This is a genomic window from Marinomonas balearica, from assembly GCF_004362145.1.
Taxonomy (GTDB): domain Bacteria; phylum Pseudomonadota; class Gammaproteobacteria; order Pseudomonadales; family Marinomonadaceae; genus Marinomonas; species Marinomonas balearica.
In genome coordinates, this window is the sequence record NZ_SNXC01000014.1 from 127424 (window position 1) to 151813 (window position 24390).

Annotated in this window: 21 protein-coding genes; 11 read left to right on the forward strand and 10 right to left on the reverse strand. The window is 41.7% G+C overall.

The features are described from left to right. Nucleotides 1–192: 192 nt before the first annotated feature. Together lon and DFP79_RS14175 are read left to right on the forward strand one after the other, a co-directional pair. A complete protein-coding gene (gene lon / locus DFP79_RS14170; protein ID WP_133504602.1) occupies nucleotides 193–2628 on the forward strand; it encodes an endopeptidase La in 2436 nt (811 codons plus the stop codon). A gap of 135 nt (nucleotides 2629–2763) precedes the next feature. Then, entirely contained in the window at nucleotides 2764–4143 is a 1380-nt protein-coding gene (locus DFP79_RS14175; RefSeq protein WP_133504603.1) for an MATE family efflux transporter, read from the forward strand. Nucleotides 4144–4175: 32 nt separating this feature from the next. Here the strand turns inward: DFP79_RS14175 and DFP79_RS14180 are convergent, their stop codons facing one another. Further along, nucleotides 4176–4937, reverse strand: coding sequence for a TlyA family RNA methyltransferase (locus tag DFP79_RS14180; protein WP_133504604.1), 762 nt, complete (start codon nucleotides 4935–4937; stop codon nucleotides 4176–4178). 112 nt (nucleotides 4938–5049) lie between these two features. Between DFP79_RS14180 and DFP79_RS14185 the strand changes: the two genes are divergently transcribed. Continuing rightward, complete coding sequence (locus DFP79_RS14185) at nucleotides 5050–5913, forward strand: sulfurtransferase (RefSeq protein ID WP_133504605.1); 864 nt, start codon at nucleotides 5050–5052, stop codon at nucleotides 5911–5913. 48 nt (nucleotides 5914–5961) lie between these two features. Here the strand turns inward: DFP79_RS14185 and DFP79_RS14190 are convergent, their stop codons facing one another. Continuing rightward, nucleotides 5962–6279 (reverse strand): hypothetical protein, encoded by a 318-nt coding sequence (locus DFP79_RS14190; RefSeq protein WP_133504606.1) that lies wholly within the window; start codon nucleotides 6277–6279, stop codon nucleotides 5962–5964. Between the two features lie 119 nt (nucleotides 6280–6398). On the opposite strand from DFP79_RS14190, the gene DFP79_RS14195 reads away from it, so the two are divergent. From DFP79_RS14195 to DFP79_RS14215, 5 genes are read left to right on the forward strand one after another with little or no spacing between them, the layout of a single operon-like run. After that, on the forward strand, nucleotides 6399–7568 hold the full coding sequence (locus tag DFP79_RS14195; RefSeq protein ID WP_133504607.1) for a nucleotide sugar dehydrogenase: 1170 nt from the start codon (nucleotides 6399–6401) through the stop codon (nucleotides 7566–7568). Between the two features lie 58 nt (nucleotides 7569–7626). After that, entirely contained in the window at nucleotides 7627–8493 is an 867-nt protein-coding gene (locus tag DFP79_RS14200) for a glycosyltransferase (RefSeq protein ID WP_133504608.1), read from the forward strand. Nucleotides 8494–8502: 9 nt separating this feature from the next. After that, nucleotides 8503–9252, forward strand: a complete 750-nt coding sequence (locus tag DFP79_RS14205; RefSeq protein ID WP_133504609.1) for a glycosyltransferase family 2 protein — start codon at nucleotides 8503–8505, stop codon at nucleotides 9250–9252. 2 nt (nucleotides 9253–9254) lie between these two features. Beyond that, nucleotides 9255–10037, forward strand: a complete 783-nt coding sequence (locus DFP79_RS14210; RefSeq protein WP_133504610.1) for a glycosyltransferase family 2 protein — start codon at nucleotides 9255–9257, stop codon at nucleotides 10035–10037. Further along, nucleotides 10034–10939, forward strand: a complete 906-nt coding sequence (locus DFP79_RS14215; RefSeq protein WP_133504611.1) for a WaaS/CpsH family glycosyltransferase — start codon at nucleotides 10034–10036, stop codon at nucleotides 10937–10939. The genes DFP79_RS14210 and DFP79_RS14215 overlap by 4 nt, the downstream gene beginning before the upstream one ends. 104 nt (nucleotides 10940–11043) lie before the next feature. On the opposite strand, the gene waaF is transcribed toward DFP79_RS14215, so the two are convergent. The 3 genes from waaF to DFP79_RS14230 are packed head-to-tail and all read right to left on the reverse strand — an operon-like array spanning nucleotide 11044 to nucleotide 14139. Continuing rightward, nucleotides 11044–12051, reverse strand: coding sequence for a lipopolysaccharide heptosyltransferase II (gene waaF, locus DFP79_RS14220; RefSeq protein ID WP_133504612.1), 1008 nt, complete (start codon nucleotides 12049–12051; stop codon nucleotides 11044–11046). Beyond that, a complete protein-coding gene (gene rfaD / locus DFP79_RS14225; RefSeq protein WP_133504613.1) occupies nucleotides 12044–12991 on the reverse strand; it encodes an ADP-glyceromanno-heptose 6-epimerase in 948 nt (315 codons plus the stop codon). The genes waaF and rfaD overlap by 8 nt, the downstream gene beginning before the upstream one ends. A gap of 11 nt (nucleotides 12992–13002) precedes the next feature. After that, nucleotides 13003–14139 carry an AGE family epimerase/isomerase gene (locus tag DFP79_RS14230; protein ID WP_133504614.1) on the reverse strand — a complete coding sequence of 379 codons (1137 nt, stop codon included), beginning with the start codon at nucleotides 14137–14139 and terminating at the stop codon, nucleotides 13003–13005. Nucleotides 14140–14237: 98 nt separating this feature from the next. Here DFP79_RS14230 and hldE point away from each other — a divergent pair, with 98 nt between their 5' ends. The 3 genes from hldE to DFP79_RS14245 all read left to right on the forward strand — a co-directional run bounded on the left by hldE (nucleotide 14238) and on the right by DFP79_RS14245 (nucleotide 18699). Next, nucleotides 14238–15665: a bifunctional D-glycero-beta-D-manno-heptose-7-phosphate kinase/D-glycero-beta-D-manno-heptose 1-phosphate adenylyltransferase HldE gene (gene hldE / locus DFP79_RS14235; RefSeq protein ID WP_133504615.1), complete on the forward strand. Its 1428-nt coding sequence runs from the start codon at nucleotides 14238–14240 to the stop codon at nucleotides 15663–15665. Further along, nucleotides 15666–17450 carry a lipid A export permease/ATP-binding protein MsbA gene (gene msbA / locus DFP79_RS14240; protein WP_133504616.1) on the forward strand — a complete coding sequence of 595 codons (1785 nt, stop codon included), beginning with the start codon at nucleotides 15666–15668 and terminating at the stop codon, nucleotides 17448–17450. It begins immediately after the preceding gene. Nucleotides 17451–17514: 64 nt separating this feature from the next. Further along, nucleotides 17515–18699, forward strand: coding sequence for a 3-deoxy-D-manno-octulosonic acid transferase (locus DFP79_RS14245; RefSeq protein WP_243730280.1), 1185 nt, complete (start codon nucleotides 17515–17517; stop codon nucleotides 18697–18699). 32 nt (nucleotides 18700–18731) lie between these two features. Here the strand turns inward: DFP79_RS14245 and DFP79_RS14250 are convergent, their stop codons facing one another. From DFP79_RS14250 to DFP79_RS14270, 5 genes are all read right to left on the reverse strand, one after another. After that, nucleotides 18732–19868: a GGDEF domain-containing protein gene (locus tag DFP79_RS14250; RefSeq protein ID WP_133504618.1), complete on the reverse strand. Its 1137-nt coding sequence runs from the start codon at nucleotides 19866–19868 to the stop codon at nucleotides 18732–18734. After that, nucleotides 19861–21945 carry a type III secretion system export apparatus subunit SctV gene (sctV, locus tag DFP79_RS14255; protein ID WP_133504619.1) on the reverse strand — a complete coding sequence of 695 codons (2085 nt, stop codon included), beginning with the start codon at nucleotides 21943–21945 and terminating at the stop codon, nucleotides 19861–19863. The genes DFP79_RS14250 and sctV overlap by 8 nt, the downstream gene beginning before the upstream one ends. 170 nt (nucleotides 21946–22115) lie before the next feature. Continuing rightward, complete coding sequence (sctW, locus tag DFP79_RS14260; protein ID WP_133504620.1) at nucleotides 22116–23228, reverse strand: type III secretion system gatekeeper subunit SctW; 1113 nt, start codon at nucleotides 23226–23228, stop codon at nucleotides 22116–22118. Nucleotides 23229–23283: 55 nt separating this feature from the next. After that, the gene (locus DFP79_RS14265) at nucleotides 23284–23637 is read right to left on the reverse strand and encodes a hypothetical protein (RefSeq protein WP_133504621.1); all 354 of its coding nucleotides are present in this window, start codon (nucleotides 23635–23637) and stop codon (nucleotides 23284–23286) included. A 112-nt stretch (nucleotides 23638–23749) separates the two neighbouring features. Next, nucleotides 23750–24382, reverse strand: a complete 633-nt coding sequence (locus DFP79_RS14270; RefSeq protein ID WP_133504622.1) for a response regulator transcription factor — start codon at nucleotides 24380–24382, stop codon at nucleotides 23750–23752. Between the last annotated feature and the right edge of the window lie 8 nt (nucleotides 24383–24390).

A 24390-nucleotide genomic window follows, 5' to 3' on the forward strand; every position in this document is an offset into this window, starting at 1 on the left:
CTAATCATATCATAGGCTTTTCAAGCAGATGCAATTTTCCTGTCTGCTAAGTCAGTTTTGAGAAATGTTTGCAGAAGGTTGTAATTTCTGTCTTCGACACTACATATTTTCCATCGATTAATATTTTGCTACTTAAAACGTTTTTTAGTCTCGTTTCTAATAAGTGGCGTTTTTGTATAAGGCGAAAAGTGAATGAGTGATGACAATGTATATGAGCAACCAGAGAGTGAAATCATTGACTCAGATGCAGATGAGGTTGTGATTAGCGACCCTAAAGCGCTTGCTTTGCCTGACGATGTGTTACCTGAAACCTTGTTTATCTTGCCTGTATCGAGTCGACCATTTTTTCCTGCTCAAGTACAGCCTGTTATGGTTGATGCCGCACCTTGGGAAGATACGCTGGAGCGGATCGCGGAGTTTCCGCAAGCCGCAGTCGGGCTGATTTATGCTGAAAAAACGTCAAGTGGCGCGCCAAACGTTGAAAATTTTAAACAAATCGGGTGTGTAGCAAGAGTTCATAAGGCAGAAAAGCAAGACGAAAAAATTACTTTTTTAGCGCAAGGGCTAAAGCGTATTGAAATAGTTGAATGGTTAGATAAAGAAGCGCCGTATTTAGCAAGAGTGCGCTACATTAATGATTCGACCGTGGCCGATGAAGAGGCCAAAGCTTATTCGATTGCAATACTTGATGCTATTAAAGAGCTTATCCGCATAAATCCGTTGTTTAGTGAAGATTTGCGTCAATATTTGGGACGTTTTTCTTTCAACGAGCCTGGATTGCTAGCGGACTTTGCTGCGTCAATTACTTCAGCAGAGCCAAATGAGCTGTATGGTGCGCTGAGTACGCTACCTGTAATAGATAGAATGAAGCAGTCCTTACTTTTACTTAAAAAGGAGTTGGAAATTGCCCACCTGCAGAAAGAAATTTCTGCTGAAGTAAATGACAAAATTAGTAAGCATCAGCGAGAGTTCTTTCTTAAAGAACAGCTTAAAGTGATCCAAAAAGAGTTGGGTATTTCTAAAGATGATCGAACTTCTGATGTGGATACCTTTCAAGAGAGATTGGATGGAAAGGAAGTGCCCGATGCGGTGTCTGAGAAAATTCAGGAAGAATTGAACAAGCTCAGCATTCTTGAAACAGGATCTCCGGAATATGGCGTTACTCGCAATTATTTAGATTGGGCTACTTCATTGCCTTGGGGTGTTCATTCAAATGACAATTTAGATATATCCAAAGCACGAGATGTTTTGAATGCACATCATTCAGGCCTAGATGATGTTAAAGATCGAATCATCGAATTTTTGGCATTAGGGGCTCATCGTAAAGAAATGGGTGGATCCATCATGTTGCTGGTCGGTCCACCTGGTGTCGGTAAAACGTCGATTGGTAAATCCGTCGCTGCGGCATTGGATAGAAAGTTCTTCCGTTTTAGTTTAGGGGGGATGCGCGATGAATCTGAAATTAAAGGACACCGCCGAACTTATGTTGGCTCGTTACCGGGTAAGTTTGTTCAAGCTCTTAAAGATGTTCAGGTTGAGAACCCAGTCATTATGCTCGATGAAATCGATAAAATCGGTTCTTCTTTTCAAGGCGACCCTGCCTCTGCGCTATTAGAGGCACTTGATCCAGAACAAAATAGTGAGTTTTTGGATCATTACTTGGATATGCGCATTAATTTATCTAAGACGTTGTTTGTTTGTACCGCGAACCAATTAGACACGATTCCTGCTCCTTTGTTAGATCGGATGGATGTTATTCGTCTATCCGGTTATATTGGTGAAGAAAAGCTGGCAATTGCCAAGCAGCATTTATGGCCAAAACTGCTCAAAAAAAATAAATTGCTGAAGAAACAACTGAACATAACAGATGCAGCGCTAAAGCATGTGATTGAGTTTTATGCTCGCGAGGCGGGTGTACGTGGGCTAGACAAGCTCTTGCAAAAGATCTTAAGAAAATCTGTAGTGCAACTGCTGACAACTGAAACGGACAGCATTAACGTCGGGGTAAAAGACATCGAAGAGCTATTAGGCATGCCATATTTTCGCCCTGATAAAACATTGAAAGGCGTTGGGGTTGTAACAGGCTTAGCCTGGACTTCGATGGGAGGTGCAACGTTGCCTGTTGAAGCGAACAAAGTTCATGAACTCACACGAGGTCTGAAATTGACGGGTAAATTGGGCGATGTTATGAAAGAGTCTGCTGAGATCGCTTACTCGTATGTTTTGTCGCATACGAAAAGTTATCAAAGTACTCCAGAGTTTTTTGACAAATGTTTGATTCATTTGCATGTTCCAGAAGGTGCAACGCCAAAGGATGGACCTAGCGCTGGTGTCACGATTGCAACGGCATTAATGTCTTTGGCAAAAGGTCAAACGGTAAACCGCCCATTAGCGATGACAGGGGAATTAACTCTGACAGGTCAAGTTTTGGCTGTTGGCGGAATACGAGAAAAGATCATTGCAGCGAAGCGAAGTAAGATAAATGAAGTCATTCTTCCAGAAGCAAATCGTCGAGACTTTGAAGAATTGCCGGAGTCAGTAAAAGAGGGGATTTCAGTCCATTTTGCAGAGAGGTTCACAGATGTTGAAAAAATCGTTTTCGGCAAACAGAGTAATGATGTGCACTAATTGATCAAAAAATATTTAAAAAGTGATTAAAAATATGAAAAGCCGAGCGATATGTTCGGCTTTTTTGTTTGGTCTTAGGTAGAATGTCGCGAATTGTTTTTACTCAGCATAACCGCAAGATTCAGAGGCTCTGGCATGCCTAAACAGGCAACTTTTACGCAAGGTTCAACGTTAAAACACATTGTTACTATGTCGTTCACTGGGGCATTGGGGCTGATGATTATGTTCCTAGTTGACCTTGTCGATATGCTATTCCTTTCTATGCTGGATGAAAAGGAAGCCGTTGCTGCGGTCGGTTTCGCCAGCACCATTATGTTTTTTACCATTTCTATATGCATTGCGGTTTCCATAGCTGCTGCTGCAATGGTGTCACGCGCGATAGGCAGTGGCGACATCGAGCTTGCAAAAAGGCGCGCGGTGAATGTACTGGCCTATGGTATTGTTTTTTCGACCGTGCTGGTTTACTTGGTGTGGCCAAAAATCCCTCATATTCTGCTTTATATCGGCGCTTACGGAAGAACGCTTGATCTGGCGACAGATTATTTACAGATTGTGATGTTGGGGTTGCCCGCGGTCATGATCGGTATGATTGGTTCAGGCATTATGCGCGCGCTTGGTGATGCACGACGTGCTATGTACGCCACTTTGGTAGGAGGGATTGTTAATGCGGTATTGGACCCAATTTTAATCTTTCTATTCCGCCTTGACGTTCAAGGAGCGGCACTTGCATCTCTGATTGCTCGCTTTTCTATGGTTGCGGTGAGTTATTATGGTGTTGTGCAGATCCACAAAATGCTGGGCGAGTTTGACCTAATGGATTTTATAAAAGACATTCGCCCTATTTCCTTTATCGCATTGCCAGCGATGTTAACCAATATTTGTTCTCCTTTAGCAAACGTGATTGTAATGGAATATGCTTCTAGCTACGGTGATGATGTGGTTGCGGCGGTTGCCATTGTAGGGCGCGTCATTCCGGTTGTATTTGGTGGTTTGTTTGCTTTGACTGGTGCTGTTGGGCCGATTTTAGGTCAAAATTATGGTGCACGGCGCTTCGATCGAATGCATAACACGATATCGAGTGCGGTGACTTATTCTTTTTCATATACTGCGATTGTGTGTTTATGCTTATTTTGGTCGAAAGAGTGGCTAATTTCGGCGTTTAGTGCTTCGAATGAAACTGCTGAAATGATTCGCTTTTTTGCGACATATGTTTCATTTAGTTTTTTATTCCAAAGTCTTATGTTTATTGCTATTGCTGCTTTTAATAGTTTAGGTAGACCCTTTAGCGGAACTGCTTTGAACTTTTGTCGTGCTACATTGGGAACTTGGCCACTGATTTCTTTTTTTACTTTGTTTATGGATGAAAAAGGTGTGTGGATGGGACAGGCAGTAGGTTCGGTTATCTTCGGCTGTATTGCTTTAGTTATGGTGCGCCGCTATATCAATGAACTAGAATCTAACGCAGCAAACGAAATCGCACTTAAAGAATCGCTTCCATATGAGGATGTCGCTTAACTATCGTTAGATGTCGTGTTTTTTATTTGGTCTTAGTCTTTTAGCATGGCGATCATCAGGTATTCTTGATTACCGTCACCGCCTTTTATTACGCTTTTTTCGTATGCAAGAATATCAAAGCCTAGATGTTGAGCAAATAAGGTCATTTCTTCTTTTAAGAGATGAACGCGTTTTTGATTTTTCACAATACCTCCTTTACTTACAAACTCTTGCCCGACTTCAAATTGAGGTTTAACAAGCGTAATCAATTTTCCCGACCGAGACAAAAGAGAAGGAAGCTGAGGAAGGATTTTTGTTTGTGAAATAAAGGAAACGTCCATAACAATGGCATCAAACCCTTCTTTTGGGCAGTGAGGTGCAAGATCTTCTTTAACTAGAGTACGCGCATTCATACCCTCAAAACAGATTACCTTGTGATTACTTCGCAAGGAGGAATCCAGTTGATCATGTCCTACCTCTACGCCTACTACTTTTTGAGCGCCATGCTGTAATGAACAGTCTGTAAACCCTCCGGTTGATTGACCGACATCTAGGATCGTTAAGTTACTAAAGTCAATTTTATGCTGCGTTAAGGCGCCTTCTAATTTCAATGCTCCACGGGATACATACTTGTCTGATTCATCCTTCTTAATGTCTAGTGGCGTGTCATCATCCAGTTTAAGGCTTGGCTTATTGACGGGCTGCCATGACCCATTAATCAGTGCGAATACTTTTTTTTGATTAATAAAAGATTGCGCTTGTGAGCGGGATTTTGCTAGACCGGATTCCGTGAGAAGGATGTCAATTCGTTTCATGAATACGCTAAAAGAGTGGAATTTAGAGAGCGAATCATAGCAAAAACATCGAAAGCTAAGTAGTCTGTCTATAAAATTCTTTTGCGCTAATTGAATATCGAGGATGTGGGATATGACAATAAAAACACTAATATCGGTGGATGAGCTGGCTTCAATGCAAGGACAGAGGCATTTGGTCGTACTGGATTGTAGGTTTTATCTAACAGATTTGGAAAAAGGTGCTCGTGTTTACAATGAATCCCATATACCGGATGCAATTTTTGTTGATCTGCATAGTCAATTGGCTGGAGAGGAGTCAGAGCTGACAGGCAGGCACCCATTGCCTTCTGCGGCGCGGTTCAGTGAGCAAATATCAAACTGGGGCATTGATCTAAACAGTGAAGTGGTAGTTTACGACGATATGGGTGGCGCATTTGCTGCGCGTGCGTGGTGGATGCTGGCCCAGCAAGGTATCTCGGTGCGGGTTTTAAATGGGGGTTTTCCAGAGTGGCTTCGATCTGGAAATAAAGTAACTCAAAACCTACCTGAAAATATTGTAACGCGTGTACCTATTGAGGTCTCATTTCCATGGCTCATTCACGAAGAACAAATAGTGACGAGCTTTGAATCCAATCAGTATATTTTGCTTGATGCGCGTATGAAGGACAGGTTTAACGGTGAAAACGAAAACATGGATCCGGTTGCTGGCCATATTCCAGGCGCACTAAATCGACCTTTTTTTGATAATTTAGATGAAAAGCAGACTTTTAAAGCTGCAAATCTAATTAATACAGAGTTTAGCGCGCTTCTCGGAGGAGGGGGTAGCGACTTAAAAATGAAAACTACAAATCTTCCAGTTGTTCATTACTGCGGATCGGGTGTGACGGCTTGTCATAATATATTAGCAATGAATTATGCAGGCTTTGAAGCCAAATACGTATATGTTGGTTCTTGGAGTCAATGGGCGAAGCGAATGGTGAGAATGCTGAGACTGTAGCATTTGATATTTAGCGCTCACCATTTTCGCTGTCGCGCTAGAGGGGTTTTAGTGAGGGCGTTCACCGGCAATCATCATTTGTACTTCTTCGTGCTTTGTGCCCCAGATGTGTTCTTTGATTGTTGCAAGGAATCGGTTCGCTTCGTTTAGAGTGACAATACCATCGACTAGTTCGACGCCGATTCCTTCCCCCGTAAAGTAAAAATGCCAGACATGGTTATCAATCGACACTTTGCCTATGCCGTTATCGAAGTCCATTTGCTTAAAATCATAGTGGTTTGGAACAAAGGCGGACATCTCTGAGCCTCCTGTACCGTACGTTAACTCTGGAATATAGCCCTGACGATCAACGAGTTCAAACTTCATATAGTTGTCCTATTTTTTGTTTTAGTAGCTATAGTTTTAGAAAAACAGTTTTAACGTAAGTGTAGTAGACGTCCCGTAAGCTAGGAAGTTAAATATATCCATTGTTAAAGGTAGGCACTATGAAGATAGCAGTAGTCGGAACCGGGTATGTCGGGCTTTCTAACGCGTTGTTGTTAGCGAAAAATAACGAAGTTATTGCGTTAGATATACTTCCTGAAAAGGTTGAAATGCTTAATAACGGAGAGTCGCCAATTGTAGATGATGATATTGAGCGCTATCTAATGGAAGAAAAATTAAATTTTAAGGCGACATTGGTTCATGAGGAAGCACTTTTTGGCGCCGATTACATCATTATTGCAACACCAACAGATTATGATCCAGAGACGAATTACTTTAATACTAAGAATGTAGAAAGTGTTATTCAACTTGCTGTTGAGATTAATCCAGATGCTGTTATGGTGATAAAATCTACTATTCCCGTAGGTTTTACAAAGCAAGCTAAGGCTCACTTTAATACTGAGAACCTCATTTTTTCACCCGAATTTTTAAGAGAGGGTAAAGCACTCTATGATAACCTGAACCCTTCACGCATCATCGTTGGGGAGCGATCTGAAAGAGCAGCTGCATTTGCTAATCTCTTAGAACAAGGGGCAGATAAAACCGACATCGATGTGCTGTTGACGGACTCCAGTGAGGCTGAAGCGATAAAACTATTTGCGAACACTTATTTGGCGATGCGTGTTGCGTATTTCAATGAGTTAGATTCTTACGCCGAAACATTAGGTTTGGATACACGACAAATTATCGAAGGCGTAGGGTTAGACCCTCGAATTGGATCACACTACAATAACCCTTCTTTTGGATATGGTGGTTATTGTCTACCGAAAGACACAAAGCAACTTTTAGCGAACTACGATGCGGTCCCAAACAATTTGATCAGAGCAATTGTCGATGCAAATGTCACTCGTAAAGACTTTATAGCTAGTGAAATATTGAAACAAAAACCCAGGGTTGTCGGCATTTATCGTCTAGTGATGAAGGCCCAATCTGATAATTTTCGGTCTTCTGCAATACAAGGAATAATGAAGCGAATAAAAGCGAAAGGAGTTGAGGTTGTTGTCTATGAGCCTGCGTTAGATCAAGAAAGCTTCTTTAATTCCAAAGTGACTAATGATCTAGCGACATTCAAAGAGGTGGCAGATGTGATTGTAGCAAACCGCGTTACGGATGATATTCGCGATACGATAGAAAAAGTGTATACCCGTGATTTATTTGGGGGTGATTTGTAGAGGACGAGAAGGCACTTCTGCTGTTAAAATGTCTTTAAAATTTTAGTTAGGCTTTTTAATGAAAATTAGTGCTTTTACCTTTATCAAGAATGGCGTGTTACTCGGTTATCCGTTTGTTCAGAGCATTCAATCTGTATTGTCTCTTGTTGACGAGTTTGTGATCGCGGTTGGTGAGTCCGAGGACAATACTCTTGACGTACTTAGAAGTATAGAGAGCGATAAGATACGAATTATCGAAACCGTGTGGAATGATAAAATGCAAGCGCGCGGTTATGTTTATGGGCAGCAAAAAATGATCGCCCAATTCAGTTGTACCGGCGACTGGGCATTCTATATCGAAGCGGACGAAGTTGTACATGAGACGGATCTTCCCAAAATTCGACAAGTATGTGAACAGTATTTAGAAGATGATGAAGTTGAAGCAATTGCATTTGATTATTATCACTTTTATGGAAATCAAAATACCTATATTGATTCATCTCATTGGTATCGTTCTGAAGCTCGAATCATAAAAAACTCAATACGGACATATGCTCCTGATGGCTTATATTGGATTGTTTTAGATGGTCGGAAAACCCGACGTTATCCTAAAGCAGTGCGACCTGGAGTGAAGATGTATCACTATGGATGGACTAGAACAACGGCTCAGTTACAGGCGAAAGATGATCGTGTTAGTGTCTATTGGGGGCGCAATGCGGACAAGGTTTCTTATGATGAAATTGATCCTGATATTATGCGTAAATTTATTGGAACCCATCCTTCGGTTATGCTTAATTCCTTCGAAAATACCGATTCAGAGGTGTTCGTACCACGACCTAAAAATGGAATACCAAAGCAATATAAGAAATATCGGTTGAAAGATAAATTGGAATCTTTATTTGGTGTGGATCTTAGTAAGAAACATTATCTCCTCGTAACAAGGTAGCGTATAACTATGTCAACGGTCGGGGCTCTGCTCATCGTTAAAAATGAAGAAAGTAAGCTAGAGGCGTGTCTAGACTCTTTGTGTCAATGGGTTGATCAGATAGTTATTGTTGACTCTGGGAGTTCTGATAGTACATTAGATATCGCGAAGAAGTATACGAATGATGTCTATTCTCATTGTGATTGGAAAGGCTTTGGAAAACAGCGGCAGATCGCCCAAAATTACCTTAAAACTGATTGGGTATTTGCAATTGATGCAGATGAGGTCGTTACTGAGAAGTTGCAAGAAAGTATATTAAAAGCAATTGATACTAGTGAACCTGCTTTATTTAAATGTAATCGATTAAGTAGCGCATTTGGAAAACAAATTCATTATTCCGGTTGGAACCCCGATTGGATTGTGCGTTTGTTTCCGAGAGATATAGCATCTTATAATGATGCATTAGTACATGAAAAAGTTATTTCCTCTAAGGATATTCCTCAACGAAAATTATCCGGCTATTTGCTCCATGATACTTATGAAAGCCTTCACCATTATTCGCTAAAAACGACTTCGTATTTGAAAGCATGGGCAGATGATAGAGAAGGCAAGTCTTCTTCTTTATCAAAGGCTTTATTACATGCGTTTGCATGTTTCTTCAAAATGTACATTATCAAAAGAGGCTTCTTAGATGGCGCTCATGGTTTTATTCTAGCTTGGCTTGCTGCACATTCAACGTTCTATAAATATATAGATCTTTGGCTTAGAGGAAAAAAATAGAAATGAAAGTTTCTTTAATTGTCACGACATATAATTGGAAGGATGCTCTTTCTGTTACTCTAAATAGTATACTTTCTCAGAAAATAATGCCTTTTGAGGTCATCGTAGCGGATGATGGTTCTCGTGAAGATACTAAAGAAGTGGTTGATTCTTTTATCTTAAAATTTACCATTCCTTTAATTCACTCATGGCAAGAAGACTGTGGCTTTCGACTTGCTGCGAGCCGAAATAAAGCAATTGCAAAAGCGTCAGGAGACTATATCGTCATTGTAGATGGCGATATGTATTTACCCCCCAAATTCATAGAATCTCATATAAAAAATGCTAAGAAAGGTCATTTTGTTCAAGGAGGGAGAGTTCTACTCGGCGAAGAAGTGAGTGAGAACCTTTTATTAAAAGGTGTTCGTCCTTGTATTTTTTCAAAGGGAATTAGAAATCGACATAATATGATTGATTCTCTCATTTTAAGTCGCATATTTACGACAATTAGAAACAATGATAGGTCCACAAGAGGCTGTAATTTTGCTCTTTGGAGAGAAGATGCGATACGTGTAAATGGATACAATGAAGCTTTTGAAGGTTGGGGAAGGGAGGACAGTGAAATGGTTGTGAGACTTCTAAATGCAGGGTTGTCTCGGCTTTATCTAAAATTTAAAGCTGTGGGATATCATATTTACCATAGTGAAAATAGCAGGGCTCAGCTTCAAATAAATAATGATATTTATTTGAAGACAGTTTCAGAGAATCTTTCTTTTTGTAAGAAGGGGGTATCTGAATATTTATGAGCGATACTATTATTTTCTCAAATGATTTTGACGTATCTAAGTATGTTTTATCAGACTTAGATGATGTTAATCATAAAGTTATCTGTGAGAGTGATTTAAAATATATAAAAGGAAAAGGAACCTTTGCTAAAATAACTTCTTTGCTTTCACGCACTCAGTATAAGAAATTTGATAAAATTGTGGTTTCATTTTCTATTGAAAATATTGTCACACTTGATTATATAGGAGTGAATTTTGGTAAGCCTATAGTGTGGCTATGGAACCCTTTGTCTTCTATGACTGTTAAGAATAAATTTTTTTTTCTTCAGTATATTAAGAAACGGAATATCGAAGTATGGACGTTTGATAGGCATGATGCAGTTAAATATAGGTTTAAATTTCATAATCAAATTCATAGCGAAAAGCTAATATCTAAAGAACTAGGTGGAAAAGGTGCTTTTTTTTCGGGTGTAGATAAAAATCGCCTACCTATTTTAATGAAAATTATGTCAGATTTATCGTGCAATAACGTGGAAACGAACTTTCATATAGTAAGGGATCGCCGTAAAAAATATAGCCCAGAATTTTTAGATTTAACGACTGATAAATATATTGATTTTAAGGAGTATCTAAAGCGAGCTAACGATTGTGAGGTTCTAGTAGATGTAGTTCAAGGGAGTCAAGGTGGCTTTACTTTGAGGGTGATTGAGGCTTTATTTTTAAATAAAAAACTAATTACAACAGACTTTAGAATCAAGGAATATGATTTTTATCATAGAAACAATGTATATGTATATGGTCAAGAAGATAGGGCTTTGTCTGATTTTTTAGAAGCTCCGTATCAAGAAGTTTTATCATCACTTAAAGAACGCTATACATTAACTCATTTTATGAATTCGGTAAAACCGACTTTTTATACTTAATTAAATGATTGCTTTATAATAGCGGTTTTTTATTTAACAATTGCTCTTATATGAACGGAAAAAAACAGCCAGTTAATAAATGCTATCAGTCGGCTGCTTTTGTTCTAATTAAGTAAAGTGATGTGTTGACTCACTTCACTAGGAGGAAGTTGATTCTGACAATTGGTATGCCCTAATGGACATTGCCTTTTAAAACATGGTGAGCACTCAAGGTGTAAATTATGGATCACCTTGTTGTCTGTTAGAGGAGGTGTAAACAGTTCGCTGGTGGAGCCGTATATCCCGTGAACTTTGGTGCCTACTGCCGCAGCCACATGCATCAGTCCTGAATCATTACTGACGGCAAGTTCTGCTGAACCGAGTAAATCGATCGCGTCAACGAGTTTGGTTTTGCCACATAGATTTTTTGCGTCATCTCCAAGACCTTCAATTATTCTGTCCCCATCCTCCGAATCTTTTGGTCCTCCAAGTGTCCAAACTTGATAGCCTTTTTGAAGTGAGGCTTTAGCAACTTCTCTGAAATGGGATATTGGCCATTGTTTAGAAGGTCCAAATTCCGCACCGGCCATTAGGGCAATCGCAGGTTTACTCGAAAGGTCCAGTGTTTTGTAGAGGTTTGACTGATTCTCGGAATCTACGAGTAATTTAGGCTCTGGCAATACGCTAGGAGGGTAAGCATTGTGTTGCTCTTCTCCAAGTGAGACAAAGCGCTTTACTGTTTGATTTAAGATGCTTTTATCAAGTTTACGGCGCTCGTTCAAAAGAACGTAGCGCTGCTCGCCATGAAATCCAATTCTATGCGGTATAGAAGCAAAAAACGGCACAAGTGCAGATTTCCACGATCTTGGAAGCGTTATCGATTTGTCGTACTTCTCGCTTTTAAGCGATTTTCCTAAATTGCGTCGAGTGGATATGCCCCATTCACCGTGCCCTGTTGGCAAACTTATCGCGTTTCGAACTTCTGGCATACGGGCTAAAATGGGAACAGACCAATTTGGTCCAATGACATCGATGATGCAGTTGGGCTCAAGCTCTTTCAAGCGAATAAATAGGCTTTGAGCCATTACCATATCGCCCACCCAAGAAGGGCCAACAATTAAATACTTAATCACGAGAATCTAACCAAATCATATAATCTTTCACGCCTTGAGCAAGGCTTCTAAAGTGCCCTGTGTATCCAGCGTCTCTTAGTTTTCCTATGTCTGCTTGTGTAAAGCTCTGATAGGCGCCTTTCAAATGTTCGGGAAATGGAATGTATTCGATTTCGCCTTTCTTATAGTGCTCTATTACCGTTTCAGCAATGGTTCTGAAAGGTTCTGCATTACCTGTTCCGAGGTTGAAAATACCCGATTTATCGCGGTTTTCAAGGAACCAGAGCTTGGTTTTTACTAAGTCTTCTACGTAGATGAAATCGCGACTTTGACCGCCCGCTTCATAGCCGTCGTATGCTCCAAACAGTTTAGGGTTTTCACCTGCAAGGACTTGATTACGCAAATGAAAGGCTACGCTTGCCATTGAGCCTTTGTGATTTTCACGCGGACCATACACATTGAAGTAACGAAAACCAACAATTTGTGACTTTGCTTCAGGTAGTATATTTCGAACGTATTGATCAAACTGAAATTTAGAGAACGCATACATATTCAGCGGCTTTTCGTGTTCTCGTGTTTCTTTAAATATCGGTCCTGCACCGTAAACGGAAGCAGAAGATGCATAAGAGAACGCCACTTTGTTTTTTAGACACCAGTGTAAAACTGCTTTTGAATATTGGTAGTTAACGTCCATTACGTATTTTCCATTCCATTCGGTCGTCGCCGAACAGGCTCCTTCATGGAAGATGGCATCTACTTTCATATTCAAAGCGTTGGCTTTAATTAGCTCCAGAAAGTCGTACATGTCCATATAATCAGCAATATTTAGATCGGACAAATTAAGGCACTTCTTCCCGTCCGTCAGGTCATCAACTAAAAGTATATTCGTAATCCCTTGCTCATTAAGCGCTTTAATGATGTTGCTGCCGATAAATCCGGCTCCGCCGGTTACTATGTACATGATGCGAAATCCTATTTGGTAAATTCAGTTTGTGACCAGTTTATCACTTCGTGTAGACCTAAGAAAATGTGGTAGGTAGTCGTGCCGGGCAGAGGAAAGTCTTTTGGTATATCTCGTTTATCTAAATACTCATTCCATCTACCGTCGTTGGTAAAGTAGTGGTTTTTTAAAAACGCTAAGGCTTTTTCGAAACGCTTCACTTTTTCATCGTTCTTTAACTCAATGACGCATAGTGCTTTTAAATATTCTGTTATCGGCCAGATACGTTTTTCGGCATCCAGTATTTCATAAGTTTCTGCATGAATTTGATTAAACACGCCACTAGAATCTGATACGCCATATTTCGATGCGACTGACCACAGCGATTTTGAAATGTTCAGGTTCATAGGATTAGGTGAGACTTTATTGGCTTCGTGAAGTAGCCATATCCATTCAAAGTGGTGACCCGGTTCAATAAGATGACCGTCTGAAGGGTGGATGCTCCAATCACTCTGGAAAAATTCTCTTAGGGTCGAGGTTTCTGGATCGAAAAAAGTGTCGCGCGCAAGCTCTAAAAGTGTATCTATTTGATCTTTATATTCTGGTTCCTCAGTTGCTTTGTAGGCTGCTAGGTAGCCTTCTAACAAATGCATATGAGGATTTTGGCGTCGTACTAACTGTCTATCTAAAGGGTAGCATTCATCAAAGCCACCGAACTCAGAGCGCATGTGATTTTGTAAAAAATCGTGAGTAGCTTTGATGTACTGTGTTGCTCGCTTGTCCTCTGTCGCCAGATAGTAGTGGCTAAACGATAGAAGAACAAACGCCATTGCATAGGCGTCGGTTTTTGTATCTAAAACATCAAGGTCATCGTTTAATGAGAATATCCATCGTTGATCTTGCCAGTAATGACAAATTATAAATTCGAATAGCGGCGCTAAGAGTGAAGTATTGACGGTATCTTGATGACATAACGAAGCATGACTTAATGTGTACAATTGGCGGCATTGGGTCAACAAGCGAACACGACCAACTTCATTTCTTTCCCAGTTGTGTTTCATACTTTCGAAGCTAAATCCTTTTGCCGGATCGAAAGCGTGTACCTGCCAATTTCCTAAAATGTCATTGAAAAACGCATTTTGGCAAGAATTAAGAAGATTTTGAAACATATTTTTGCAAGCTCAGATTTAGATGATTTCAGTGAGTCCAACTTAGGGCGCGTCTATGATAAGATGTCGGCCTTTAAAAATCGATGATTAAAGCATTTATGAACTCTTCTTACTTAAATTTTAAAGATAAAAACATACTTGTTGTTGGCGATGTCATGCTGGATCGCTATTGGCATGGCGGAACTTCCCGGATCTCTCCTGAAGCGCCCGTTCAAGTTGTTAAAGTCTCTAACATTGAAGATCGTCCTGGTGGAGCAGCGAACGTAGCCTTAGGCTTAGCTAAACTCGGGGTTTCCGTCACTCTGATCGGTGTCGTAGGTGAAGATGAGAATGCAGACATCCTTAAACGGTCGCTGGAAGAAGAAGGGGTAAACTGCCATTTTGTATATTCTCCATCGCTTCCGACCATTACCAAGCTTCGTGTGATTAGTCGCCATCAGCAGCTAATTCGTCTTGACTTTGAAGAGCGTGACGACACGCTAGAACAAAACGAACAAGTTTTAGCCGCGGTGACAGAGTGTTTGCCGAATGCGAACGCCGTTATTTTTTCCGATTATGCCAAAGGGTGTCTTGCCGACGTCCCTCGATTGATTGACCAAGCTAATAAGCAAGGCGTTCCTAGCTTTGTTGATCCTAAAGGCAATGATTTCTCCATATACAAGGGAGCAACTCTGGTCAAACCGAATCTCAGTGAATTTGAAGCAATTGTAGGTAAGTGCAGTGGTTCACAGGAAATCGTCGAAAAAGGTAATCAGCTTCGTTCACAAAATGGTTGGGATGCGCTACTTGTTACCCGCGGTGAAGATGGATTGATTTTACTGCAGGATAATCATAACCCGTTTTCATTGGCGACGGCGGCAAAAGAAGTGTTTGATGTGACTGGCGCGGGGGATACTGTAATTGCAGCTTTAACCGCGATATATGTAACCAGTCAGCGTTTTGTTGATGCAGTGGAGTATGCGAACCAAGCGGCTGGTTTTGTGGTAGGAAAGTTAGGTACCGCCTCGATTACTGCTGAACAATTAGAAGCAATTATGTTTGCGCGTTCTCGCTCCACAAATTTTGGCGTGTTGTCTCCTGAGCTCGTTTCGGAGCAAATTAAGCTTGCTCAACTCAACGGTGAGAAAGTTGTGTTTACCAATGGCTGTTTTGACATTTTACACCCTGGGCATGTCGCTTATATGAGGCAAGCAAAAGCCCTAGGGGATCGATTAATCGTCGCCGTGAATACGGATGCATCGGTAAAACGTTTAAAAGGCGATAAACGCCCGATTAATGATTTAACGCACAGAATGGCGGTATTGGAAGGCATTGGGGCGATTGATTGGGTCACTTGGTTTGATGAAGACACACCAAAGGAGTTGATAGAAGCACTGTCGCCTGATGTTCTTGTTAAAGGTGGTGATTATACTGTTGACAGTATTGTCGGCGCAGATCATGTCATAAGTAGCGGTGGAGAAGTTAAAGTGCTTACTTTTGTTGATGGTTACTCCACAACGTCCATTATCGAAAAGGCGAATGGGTAAATGCAAACCGAAGCTCAAGTCTCTTCGAAAGACGCTCAAAACGAAGTAAACGCAGATTCCGGATTTAATATTTATTTACGACTATTGGGTTACGTGCGTGCCTCTTGGTTTTATTTTACATTAAGCATTATTGGCTTTATTTTGTATTCGGCGATGGAGCCTGCTCAAGCGTGGATTCTAAAACACATTGTTGACGTCGTTTCTAATAACGAAATTGCCGAAAATAGGTTGCTAATTCCGATGGCGATTCTGGGAATCTTTGTAATTCGAGGGCTTGGGACGTTTTTAGGCAGCTATTTTATGGCGTTGATTGCCAATAAAGTGGTGTACGATCTTCGAACAAGCATGTTTGATAAAATGCTTTTGTTACCGTCTAACTATTTTCACAGTATGCCAACAGGGCGTTTGCTTTCGAAAATCACTTACGATACGGAGCAGGTGACTGGGTCTGTAACGTCTGCGATAAAAGTCATTCTTCGCGAAGGGTTTACAGTCGTTGGTTTGTTCTCTTATATGGTGTATATCAACTGGAAGCTGTCGCTATTGTTTCTCGTTGTTCTTCCCGTTATTGGGCTTGTTGTATCGTATGCTTCTAAACGTTTTAGGAAACTCAGTAAACGTATACAGGGTGCTATGGGTGGCGTCACTGATGTCGCATCGGAAGCCATTAAAGGTCAAGAAGTCGTCAAAATTTTTGGCGGTATCGATTACGAAACCACGCGTTTTCGAGATGCTGCTTATGAGAACCGTCGCTCGCAATTAAAGATGGAGCTGACAAAAGCGTTAAACACGCCCATTGTTCAATTTTTAGTTGCGATCTCTCTTTCCGCTTTAATTTGGTTAGCGCTTGACCCTACTTTTAGTGACAACATGTCATCTGGAGATTTCGTGTCTTTCATCACGGCAGCGGGGATGTTGAGTAAACCGATGCGACAGTTAACGGAAGTGAATAGTATTCTTCAAAAAGGTATCGCTGCGGCTCAAAGTATTTTTGAGTTCATCGATATGGATGTGGAAGTCGATCAAGGCAAGCGAAAAGTTCAGTCGCTGAAAGGTGAAATCCGTTGGGATAATGTGAGTTTTCAATATCCTACAGCGGACAAACTTGCACTTGATGGTGTCAGCTTGAGCCTAGAAGCAGGTAAAACATTGGCGTTGGTTGGACGTTCGGGTGGTGGTAAGTCCACCATTGCTAGTTTGATACCGCGCTTCTACGATATTACAGGGGGAGACCTCTTAATAGATGGCCACGCCATTCAAGACTACGTTTTAACCGAGCTTCGTGATCAAATCGCACTCGTTAACCAAAACGTCGTGTTATTTAATGGAACCATTCACGAAAATATCGCTTACGGCAGATTACGAAACGCACCCGAGGAAGATGTGATTGCCGCTGCGAAAGCCGCAAATGCGTTAGGTTTCATAGAAGAGTTAGAGAATGGGTTCGATACCGTCGTGGGTGAAGACGGCGTGTTGCTTTCGGGCGGTCAACGCCAACGTATCGCCATTGCTCGTGCCATTTTAAAAAATGCGCCTATTCTTATTTTGGACGAAGCCACATCTGCATTAGACAGTGAGTCAGAGCGATCAATACAGCAGGCTTTGGATACGCTTATGGAAGATAGAACAACCATAGCAATTGCCCATCGTCTGTCGACAATTGAAAAAGCAGACATGATTGCAGTGATTGATCACGGTGAAATTGTCGAAGTAGGGAGTCACAGCGAACTTCTTGAAAAAGACGGGGCTTACGCATTACTTCATAAACAGCAGTTCGCAGAGTAAGTAAGGTCAGACGTTCTTTATGTGGTTGTATCAATTGTTACTAACCTGCTTAAAGCCTTTGTTAATGAAAAAGGTTCGGCGCTATCAAAAAAATTATGTGAACTATCGAATTGATGAAGCGCTTGGGCATTGGCCAGAAACCCATGTTGGCTTTTGGTTGCATTGTGCGTCGGTCGGCGAAGTTTTGGCGGCGAAGGCGTTGCTGAAAAGTTGGATTGTCACTCACCCCGAGCAAAAAATATTGGTGACGACGGTGACGCCTACGGGTGCTGAACAGGTCGTGAAACAATTCGGTGATGCCGTAATCCATCGATATTTACCGATGGATTACCCTGCATACGTAAACAAGGCGCTGGATAAGTTAAGCTGTTCGAAGATGGCAATTATTGAAACGGAATTGTGGCCTAATTTATTAAAGCGGTTAAAAGAAGAGAATATCCCGACGTGTGTTATTAATGCGCGAATGAGTGAGAAATCTGCGAATAATTACAAACGATTTTCGTCATTTTCAAATCAACTTTTTTCATTACCGGATTTATTTCTCGCTCATCATCCAAGTGATGCGGCTCGGTTTAAAGAGCTTGGCGCTAGCAATGTAGAAGTATCGGGCAATATAAAATTTGATATCACGCCAACAAACGATGTCCTCGAATGTCATTGGCGCAAAACAATTGGCAAAGAACGCTTTGTGTGGGTTGGTGCGAGTACACATGAAGGGGAAGATGAAATTCTGCTGTCGGTACATAAGAAGATAAAAGAGCAGTTCCCTACGGCGTTACTCATTTTGGTTCCCAGGCATCCAGAGCGCTTTGAAGCGGTCGCAGAGCTTGCGAAGCAGCGCTTTGATAGTGTCGAAATGCGGTCTAGAAATGCGATTGAACATTGGTGCGAAGTTGATGTTTTAATCGGTGATAGCATGGGTGAACTCATGCATTATTATCAAACTTCAGATGCGGCATTTGTCGGGGGCAGCCTTATAGAACGGGGAGGCCATAATCCTATTGAACCCGCAGTCTTAGGAAAACCGATATTAATTGGTCCACACACCTTCAACTTCTTAGAAATCAGCCAATCTTTAGTCGAAGAAGGTGGGGCAATACGGGTTTCAAGTACAGAAAGCTTGGTTGATGCTCTTCTCTCTTTAAATAAACGCGATAAATGTATCGATGTTGGTCGCAGAGCATTGGCCTACGCTGAGAAGAATCAAGGTGCCTTAGAGCGTACTTTAGATGCTCTAAATCGGATGTAGTCAGGGAGATACGAGGCACTGTTTTCTTAGTTTTAGACAGCGTGCTTCGTATTTCTCAGTTTATCTATCAGTTTTACAATGGCGGAAGACAGTTGTTCATCAGCGCTCAGTTTGTGGTCAGCGATCTTGATGGACAAAGGAACCCGTTCTCCCGATAAAATGAAGTCCTGCTTGTTAATGGTTGAAGAGATATTCCTACAAAACGTGTCAATCGTATTGAGCTCTCTAGAGCGGACAAGCGCCAAGAATTCATCGCCACTCCAACGACATAATATGTCTTCTTTGGGCAGATAATGTCGGATACTGGCCGCAACTTGACGAATTAACGTATCGCCAGCGTCTAGCCCATACTGTGTATTCATCCCGTGTAGATTGTTTATGTTTGCAACCACCAGATATAGACCTTTGCTTCGTTGCTCTGGACAAGACAATACTTGTTTAGAGAGTAGCTCGAACCCCCTTCTGTTAGGCAGTGAGGTAAGAGGATCAATAATGGATTGAGCTAGGCTTTGTCTACGCCAAAGTCGCGAGTTTTTTTGGATAACATAACGAACTACAATCGCGCCAATTGTCCCTATGATTAATGTAATGAAGAACGAGTAGGAAAAAGCCGTATACCACGCTGGTAGTTGAGCATCGCCTATTAGCGTTGCCCTAGGTGACAGTGGCAATGATGATATCAGATGGGTACCAGAAGATTCTTTGTAGGTGGCTGTTCCTCCATTAATAATGACACTTTCAATGGCATTTCTTAGCGCCGGAATCAGAGTCAACTGCTGTCCGTTATCACTGCCAAAAGGCCCTAGTAAACTGTCTTTAAACAATAAAGTGCTGTTCTCGTCGACAATGTACAGGCGGCAATTCAATTCAGTTCGGATATGGTCCATCACGTTGATGATATGCTGCTTGTCTTTAGAGAAAATAGGGCGCCATGCTTCATCGTGTTGAAGATCTGAAATGTGGTCTTGAAGCAAGCGAATTGTGATGGAGACGTCTCTTTTAGCATCGTTAATTTGATGCTGTCGTTCAGACAAAACAGCAATACAGCTGAGAACGAGGGTAAGTAAGAAGACTATAGTAAACAAATAATCAGGTAGTTTGCGACTTACATCTCCTGAGTCCTTGGTTTGCGTATGTGCACTGTGAATTTCATTGTTATGGTTAGCCATCTAAAGATATGTGTCCTAAAACATTCACATGAGAAGTGGATTGCAGCTCCGTAAATGATAACACTGGAATATGGTTAAACTCATCTTGTAATAAATTTCTGAGAATTCGGCGTAGATCCTGAGCGACTAACAATACAGGAACGGGCGCCGCTAAAATGGGAAAAGCGTTTCGAAGTTGTTCTACTAAGCTCTGGTTTGCTTCTCGAGAAAGGGCAAAAAACGAGTCTGTTTGTGTTTGCCTTAAAGAGTCGCGTAGCGTTTCTTCTGCTTCAGGTGTCAGTAGCCACACATGCATTCCCAAGTCAGATGTATACTGATGACATATTTGTGCCTTTAAGCCAATCCGAACAAAATCTGTTAAGGCTCCAGTGTCTCGTTCATATTGACCGTGCTCGATTAATGCCTCAGCGATAGGTCGTATCGCTCTCAAGGGAACACTTTCTGCTGCCAAACGTTTTAGAACAGATGCAAACCGAGAAGTCGGAACGACCCGCTGTAACTCTTGAGCTAGTTCAGGTTGCTCCATTTCAATCCAACTCACGAAGGTTTTCGCTTCTTGTAGACCGATAAATTGAGGACCTGTCGCAAAAAAAGCCCGTTCCATTCGTTCCAAAATAAGGCGAATAGGGAGTGTTCGGGTGTACGATTCGTCTTGTGCCAGTGCGGTATTTGCTTGCACCCAAAGCCAGCGCTCCTCATCGCGCTCCGGTGTACCAGCGGTGCCGTGATTTATCTCATCTTCGGAAAGGGTCGATGCGTCTAATGCGACCAAGTCCGGAGAGTAGGTCGCACGTATATAAGGGACTTCATATACGCAAAAGCAAAATTCGTCTTCGGCAAGTGACGGATCATAATCAATATCAAACGACGGAAGAGTAATGCCATAGGTGTCAACAATGCGGTTTCGGCAGCGCCGAGCTTCACGTATTAATTGTACGGTAAAAGGGTCGTTAGGCGTGCTTCTAATGGGGTTGAAAAGTAATAAGTAAGGTCGTGAAGGGTTAAAACGTCTTAAATCTTCGTCTCCATTTTCAGCAGGCGTTGTTGCTTGAGCCGATACTTGCTCTTGGTACTGTTTGATTTTCATTGCTTTATAAAGCTGAAAACCACCGCATAACATAAAAACAAAAGCGAGAGAGATAAAGCTAAGAGTGGGCATTCCCGGTAAAATCGCAAACCCTAATAGACCGCAGGCTGCGATAATCCAAGCTTTTGGTTGGCTGCTGATTTGTTGTGCCATCTCACGGCCAATGTTTGCGTCTATTTCCTGATTATCTGGTGCCACACGTGTAATGATCATGCCAGCTGTTAAGGAAATTAACAGCGCAGGTATTTGAGCAATCAGCCCGTCACCGATCGTAAGAACAGAATATAAATGCATCGAGTCTGAAGCGCTCATATCGTGCTGCAATGTGCCAATAGAAAAGCCACCTATCAAGTTGATAAAGACGATAACCAGACCGGCGATGGCATCGCCTTTTACGAATTTCATCGCGCCATCCATTGCACCAAATAACTGACTTTCTTTGCCGAGCTGCTCTCGTTTATAGCGGGCTTCTTGAGGTGCAATTAAACCTGCACGTAGGTCACTGTCGATCGACATTTGTTTGCCGGGCATGGCATCTAAAGAGAATCTGGCCGCGACCTCCGCGACTCGTTCAGAGCCTTTTGTAATAACTAGAAAATTGACTACCGTTAGGATCAAGAAAATTACCAGCCCGACAGCAAGGTTGCCTCCCACCACAAAATTACCAAACGCTTCGACGATTTCACCGGCATCTTGTTCAAGTAGAATCAAACGCGTTGTCGAAATTGAAAGAGCTAACCGGAACATGGTTGTGATAAGCAGTACCGCCGGAAACGAAGAAAACGCCAAAGGGCTTGGCAAGTACATCGCAAGGGCAATCAATAGAGACGACAAACTAATGTTTAGCGCGATTAGGAAATCTACTAAAGCGGTTGGCATCGGAATGATCATCATAAAAACAATCGCCAATACGAATACAGCACCGACAATTTCGGAGCGTTTCATCGTTGCTATGGCAATTTTATTGAGTACGATAAAGAGTTGATTCATAAAACGTTTCCGTCAGTGAAAAGGTCGACTTCTGATAAAAAATGAAGCTGAAAAGCCAGCGCCTTCGTCACTTAATGTGGGGGCGTCGCGATACCATTATTGAGTGGCGAAAGTGCGTATTAAGTTTCATATTAAGTCGCATAGAAACGTTGCAAAATCGCATCGCAAATTTATCGAGTAACCGTGATGGTATGTTCTTGTGTCGATTGATAATGTTGCCGCTCTTTCTCGGTGTATTCCGTCATGGTTCTTAGAATTAGGTTTAGAGTGTTTTGATGTGCTCGGTCGTCTTGCCACAAGGGAGCTGGCATTTTTTTGATCAAGGGAAAGATGGCATTTAGGAAGGTTGCAATGTTAACGGGGTTGTCACCTACAGAGTCGACACTCATATTCTTAATTTCTCTTGGATAAACATTGTTTTGAGTTAGATCAATCAGGCGGCGAGTGAGTCGTGGAGCGGTCATCTCTTTAGCCAATTCTTTTTGTTTAAATTTTTGTAAGAGTGCTTTGCAGGAATTGTGAGTCGTAATCAACTGCTGACCGGATCTTAAATCACTTAAAACCGATTTGAGTTGGCTTTGAGGAAGAGAGGGAAACTTTGATGAAAGGTCATCCGTCATCGCTCTAAGCAAGGTATGCAATCCCTGCTCAAAATGGTCTTCTTCGAATTGGCTTAATAGCGCATCAAAAATCGTCGCTAGAGATCCTGCGCCTGAAATGCTTTTGTAGTAAAGCTTGCGCAGCCGAGATCTTTGAATTGTGTTTTTACTGAATAGGGCAAGTGCTGCCGCGGTATTTATTCCTGCTTTAACTTCTTTTCCGTGGGCTTGATGCAATTGGGAAAGGGCGGAATTAATATTCTTTTCTACATTTGGGTTATTAAGCGCTTTGTTTTTTAGAAGTGCATGTTGAGCGAGAATGTCTGCCTTTGCCGGGTCGCCATTCGCTAAAGACAATAGCTGTTTTAGCGAAAACGATTGCTGGCTCATAGAGAGGAGCTTTTTTACCTCCTCGTTTTGTTTGTGATCATCCTGCCCTGTCAGTAATTGATACATCTTTTCGAGCTTTTCGATACGCATCTTCGGCCGAGCAGACACGGAACGCTCTTCGAGTGATTTACTGGAGCGTTCGACGCTTTCGCTAAACTTAGTCGCAATCTCTTCCATATTTGAAGATGGATCAGGCGCTAACGCTGCGGCCACTGATTTTGTTGTATTTAGTGGTGAAGCCGTAGTTTGCGGGAGATTCAGGGCGTGGTGATTTGGGCTATTTTGAATGTTCATAAACACACTCTGGACTTGTATTCTAAGCGCGATAAAAGACTGAATCAGGAGGGCGTTATTTTAGGCCTGCTGGTTGGTATTTTAGAATAATTTGAGCAACCGTTTCGGCAAATCGGGCAGCGGTGAGAGCGACCTCTTGCTCCATATCACCTAAATGACTTGTCTCATCCAAAAAACGGTCTTCAAGTTTATCTATGTAGTCAGCAAGGTTGAATTCTGCTTCCGGCTCATCAAATGCCGACTTTTTATTCAGTGTTTTATCTAGACGATTTTTAACAAGTGTTATTGCATGTTCGAACGCTTCTCTTTGATAGGGAGTAAGGTATCCGTCGCCATGACGGGTTAACATAGACCAACTTTCTGAGTGGGTTTCTAGAGAAGACGTATGAGTAAAAGAATCATGGGCCATCACTAATGTGACTCCTTAACAATCTTAGATTAAAGCTGAACACCGAGTGCAATCAGTTAAAGTATCAGCTCTCCAAGCATTAAGTGACCCAATTCAAGAATGGGTTCCCTAATTACTCAATGAGTTCGTAATTTAGTGCATAGCGCACTATTTCTGAGTGGCTGCTGAAATCCATTTTTTGCATCAGTCTGAATTTGTGAGTACTCACTGTTTTTTTGCTAATACTCAACTCATCAGCGATGTCTGTGATACTGAATCCCTTTGCCAGTTGGCAAAATACATGGAATTCTCGTTTCGAAAGGTTTGTGTGTTTTGGCGCTTCCTCAGGCTCCATTTCAAACGCCAATTTTTCCGCGACATCTGAGTGAATGTATCTGCCGCCTTTTGAAAGCTTGCGAACCGCTTCTATTAGAGTTGATGCGTCGCAATCTTTACTGAGGTAGCCTTGAGCACCTGCACGCAATGATCCTCGCGTTACTTGTGCTTCATTGTGCATACTTAATATGAGTAAGGGGAGTGTTGGGTGTTTTTGTGATACCTCTTCAATAAGGTCAATGCCGCATTTCCCCGGCATAACCATATCCAGAGTAACAACATCTGGTTTAAGGTATTTAAGTTTCATTAACAAGTCATCGCCACTGTCGGCTTCGTCAATAACTTCAATGTCGTCATAGAGGCAAAACAATTGTTTTAGCCCTTCTCGTACAATTGAGTGGTCGTCGGTAATCAGTAACTTTATACTCATGGATGTCT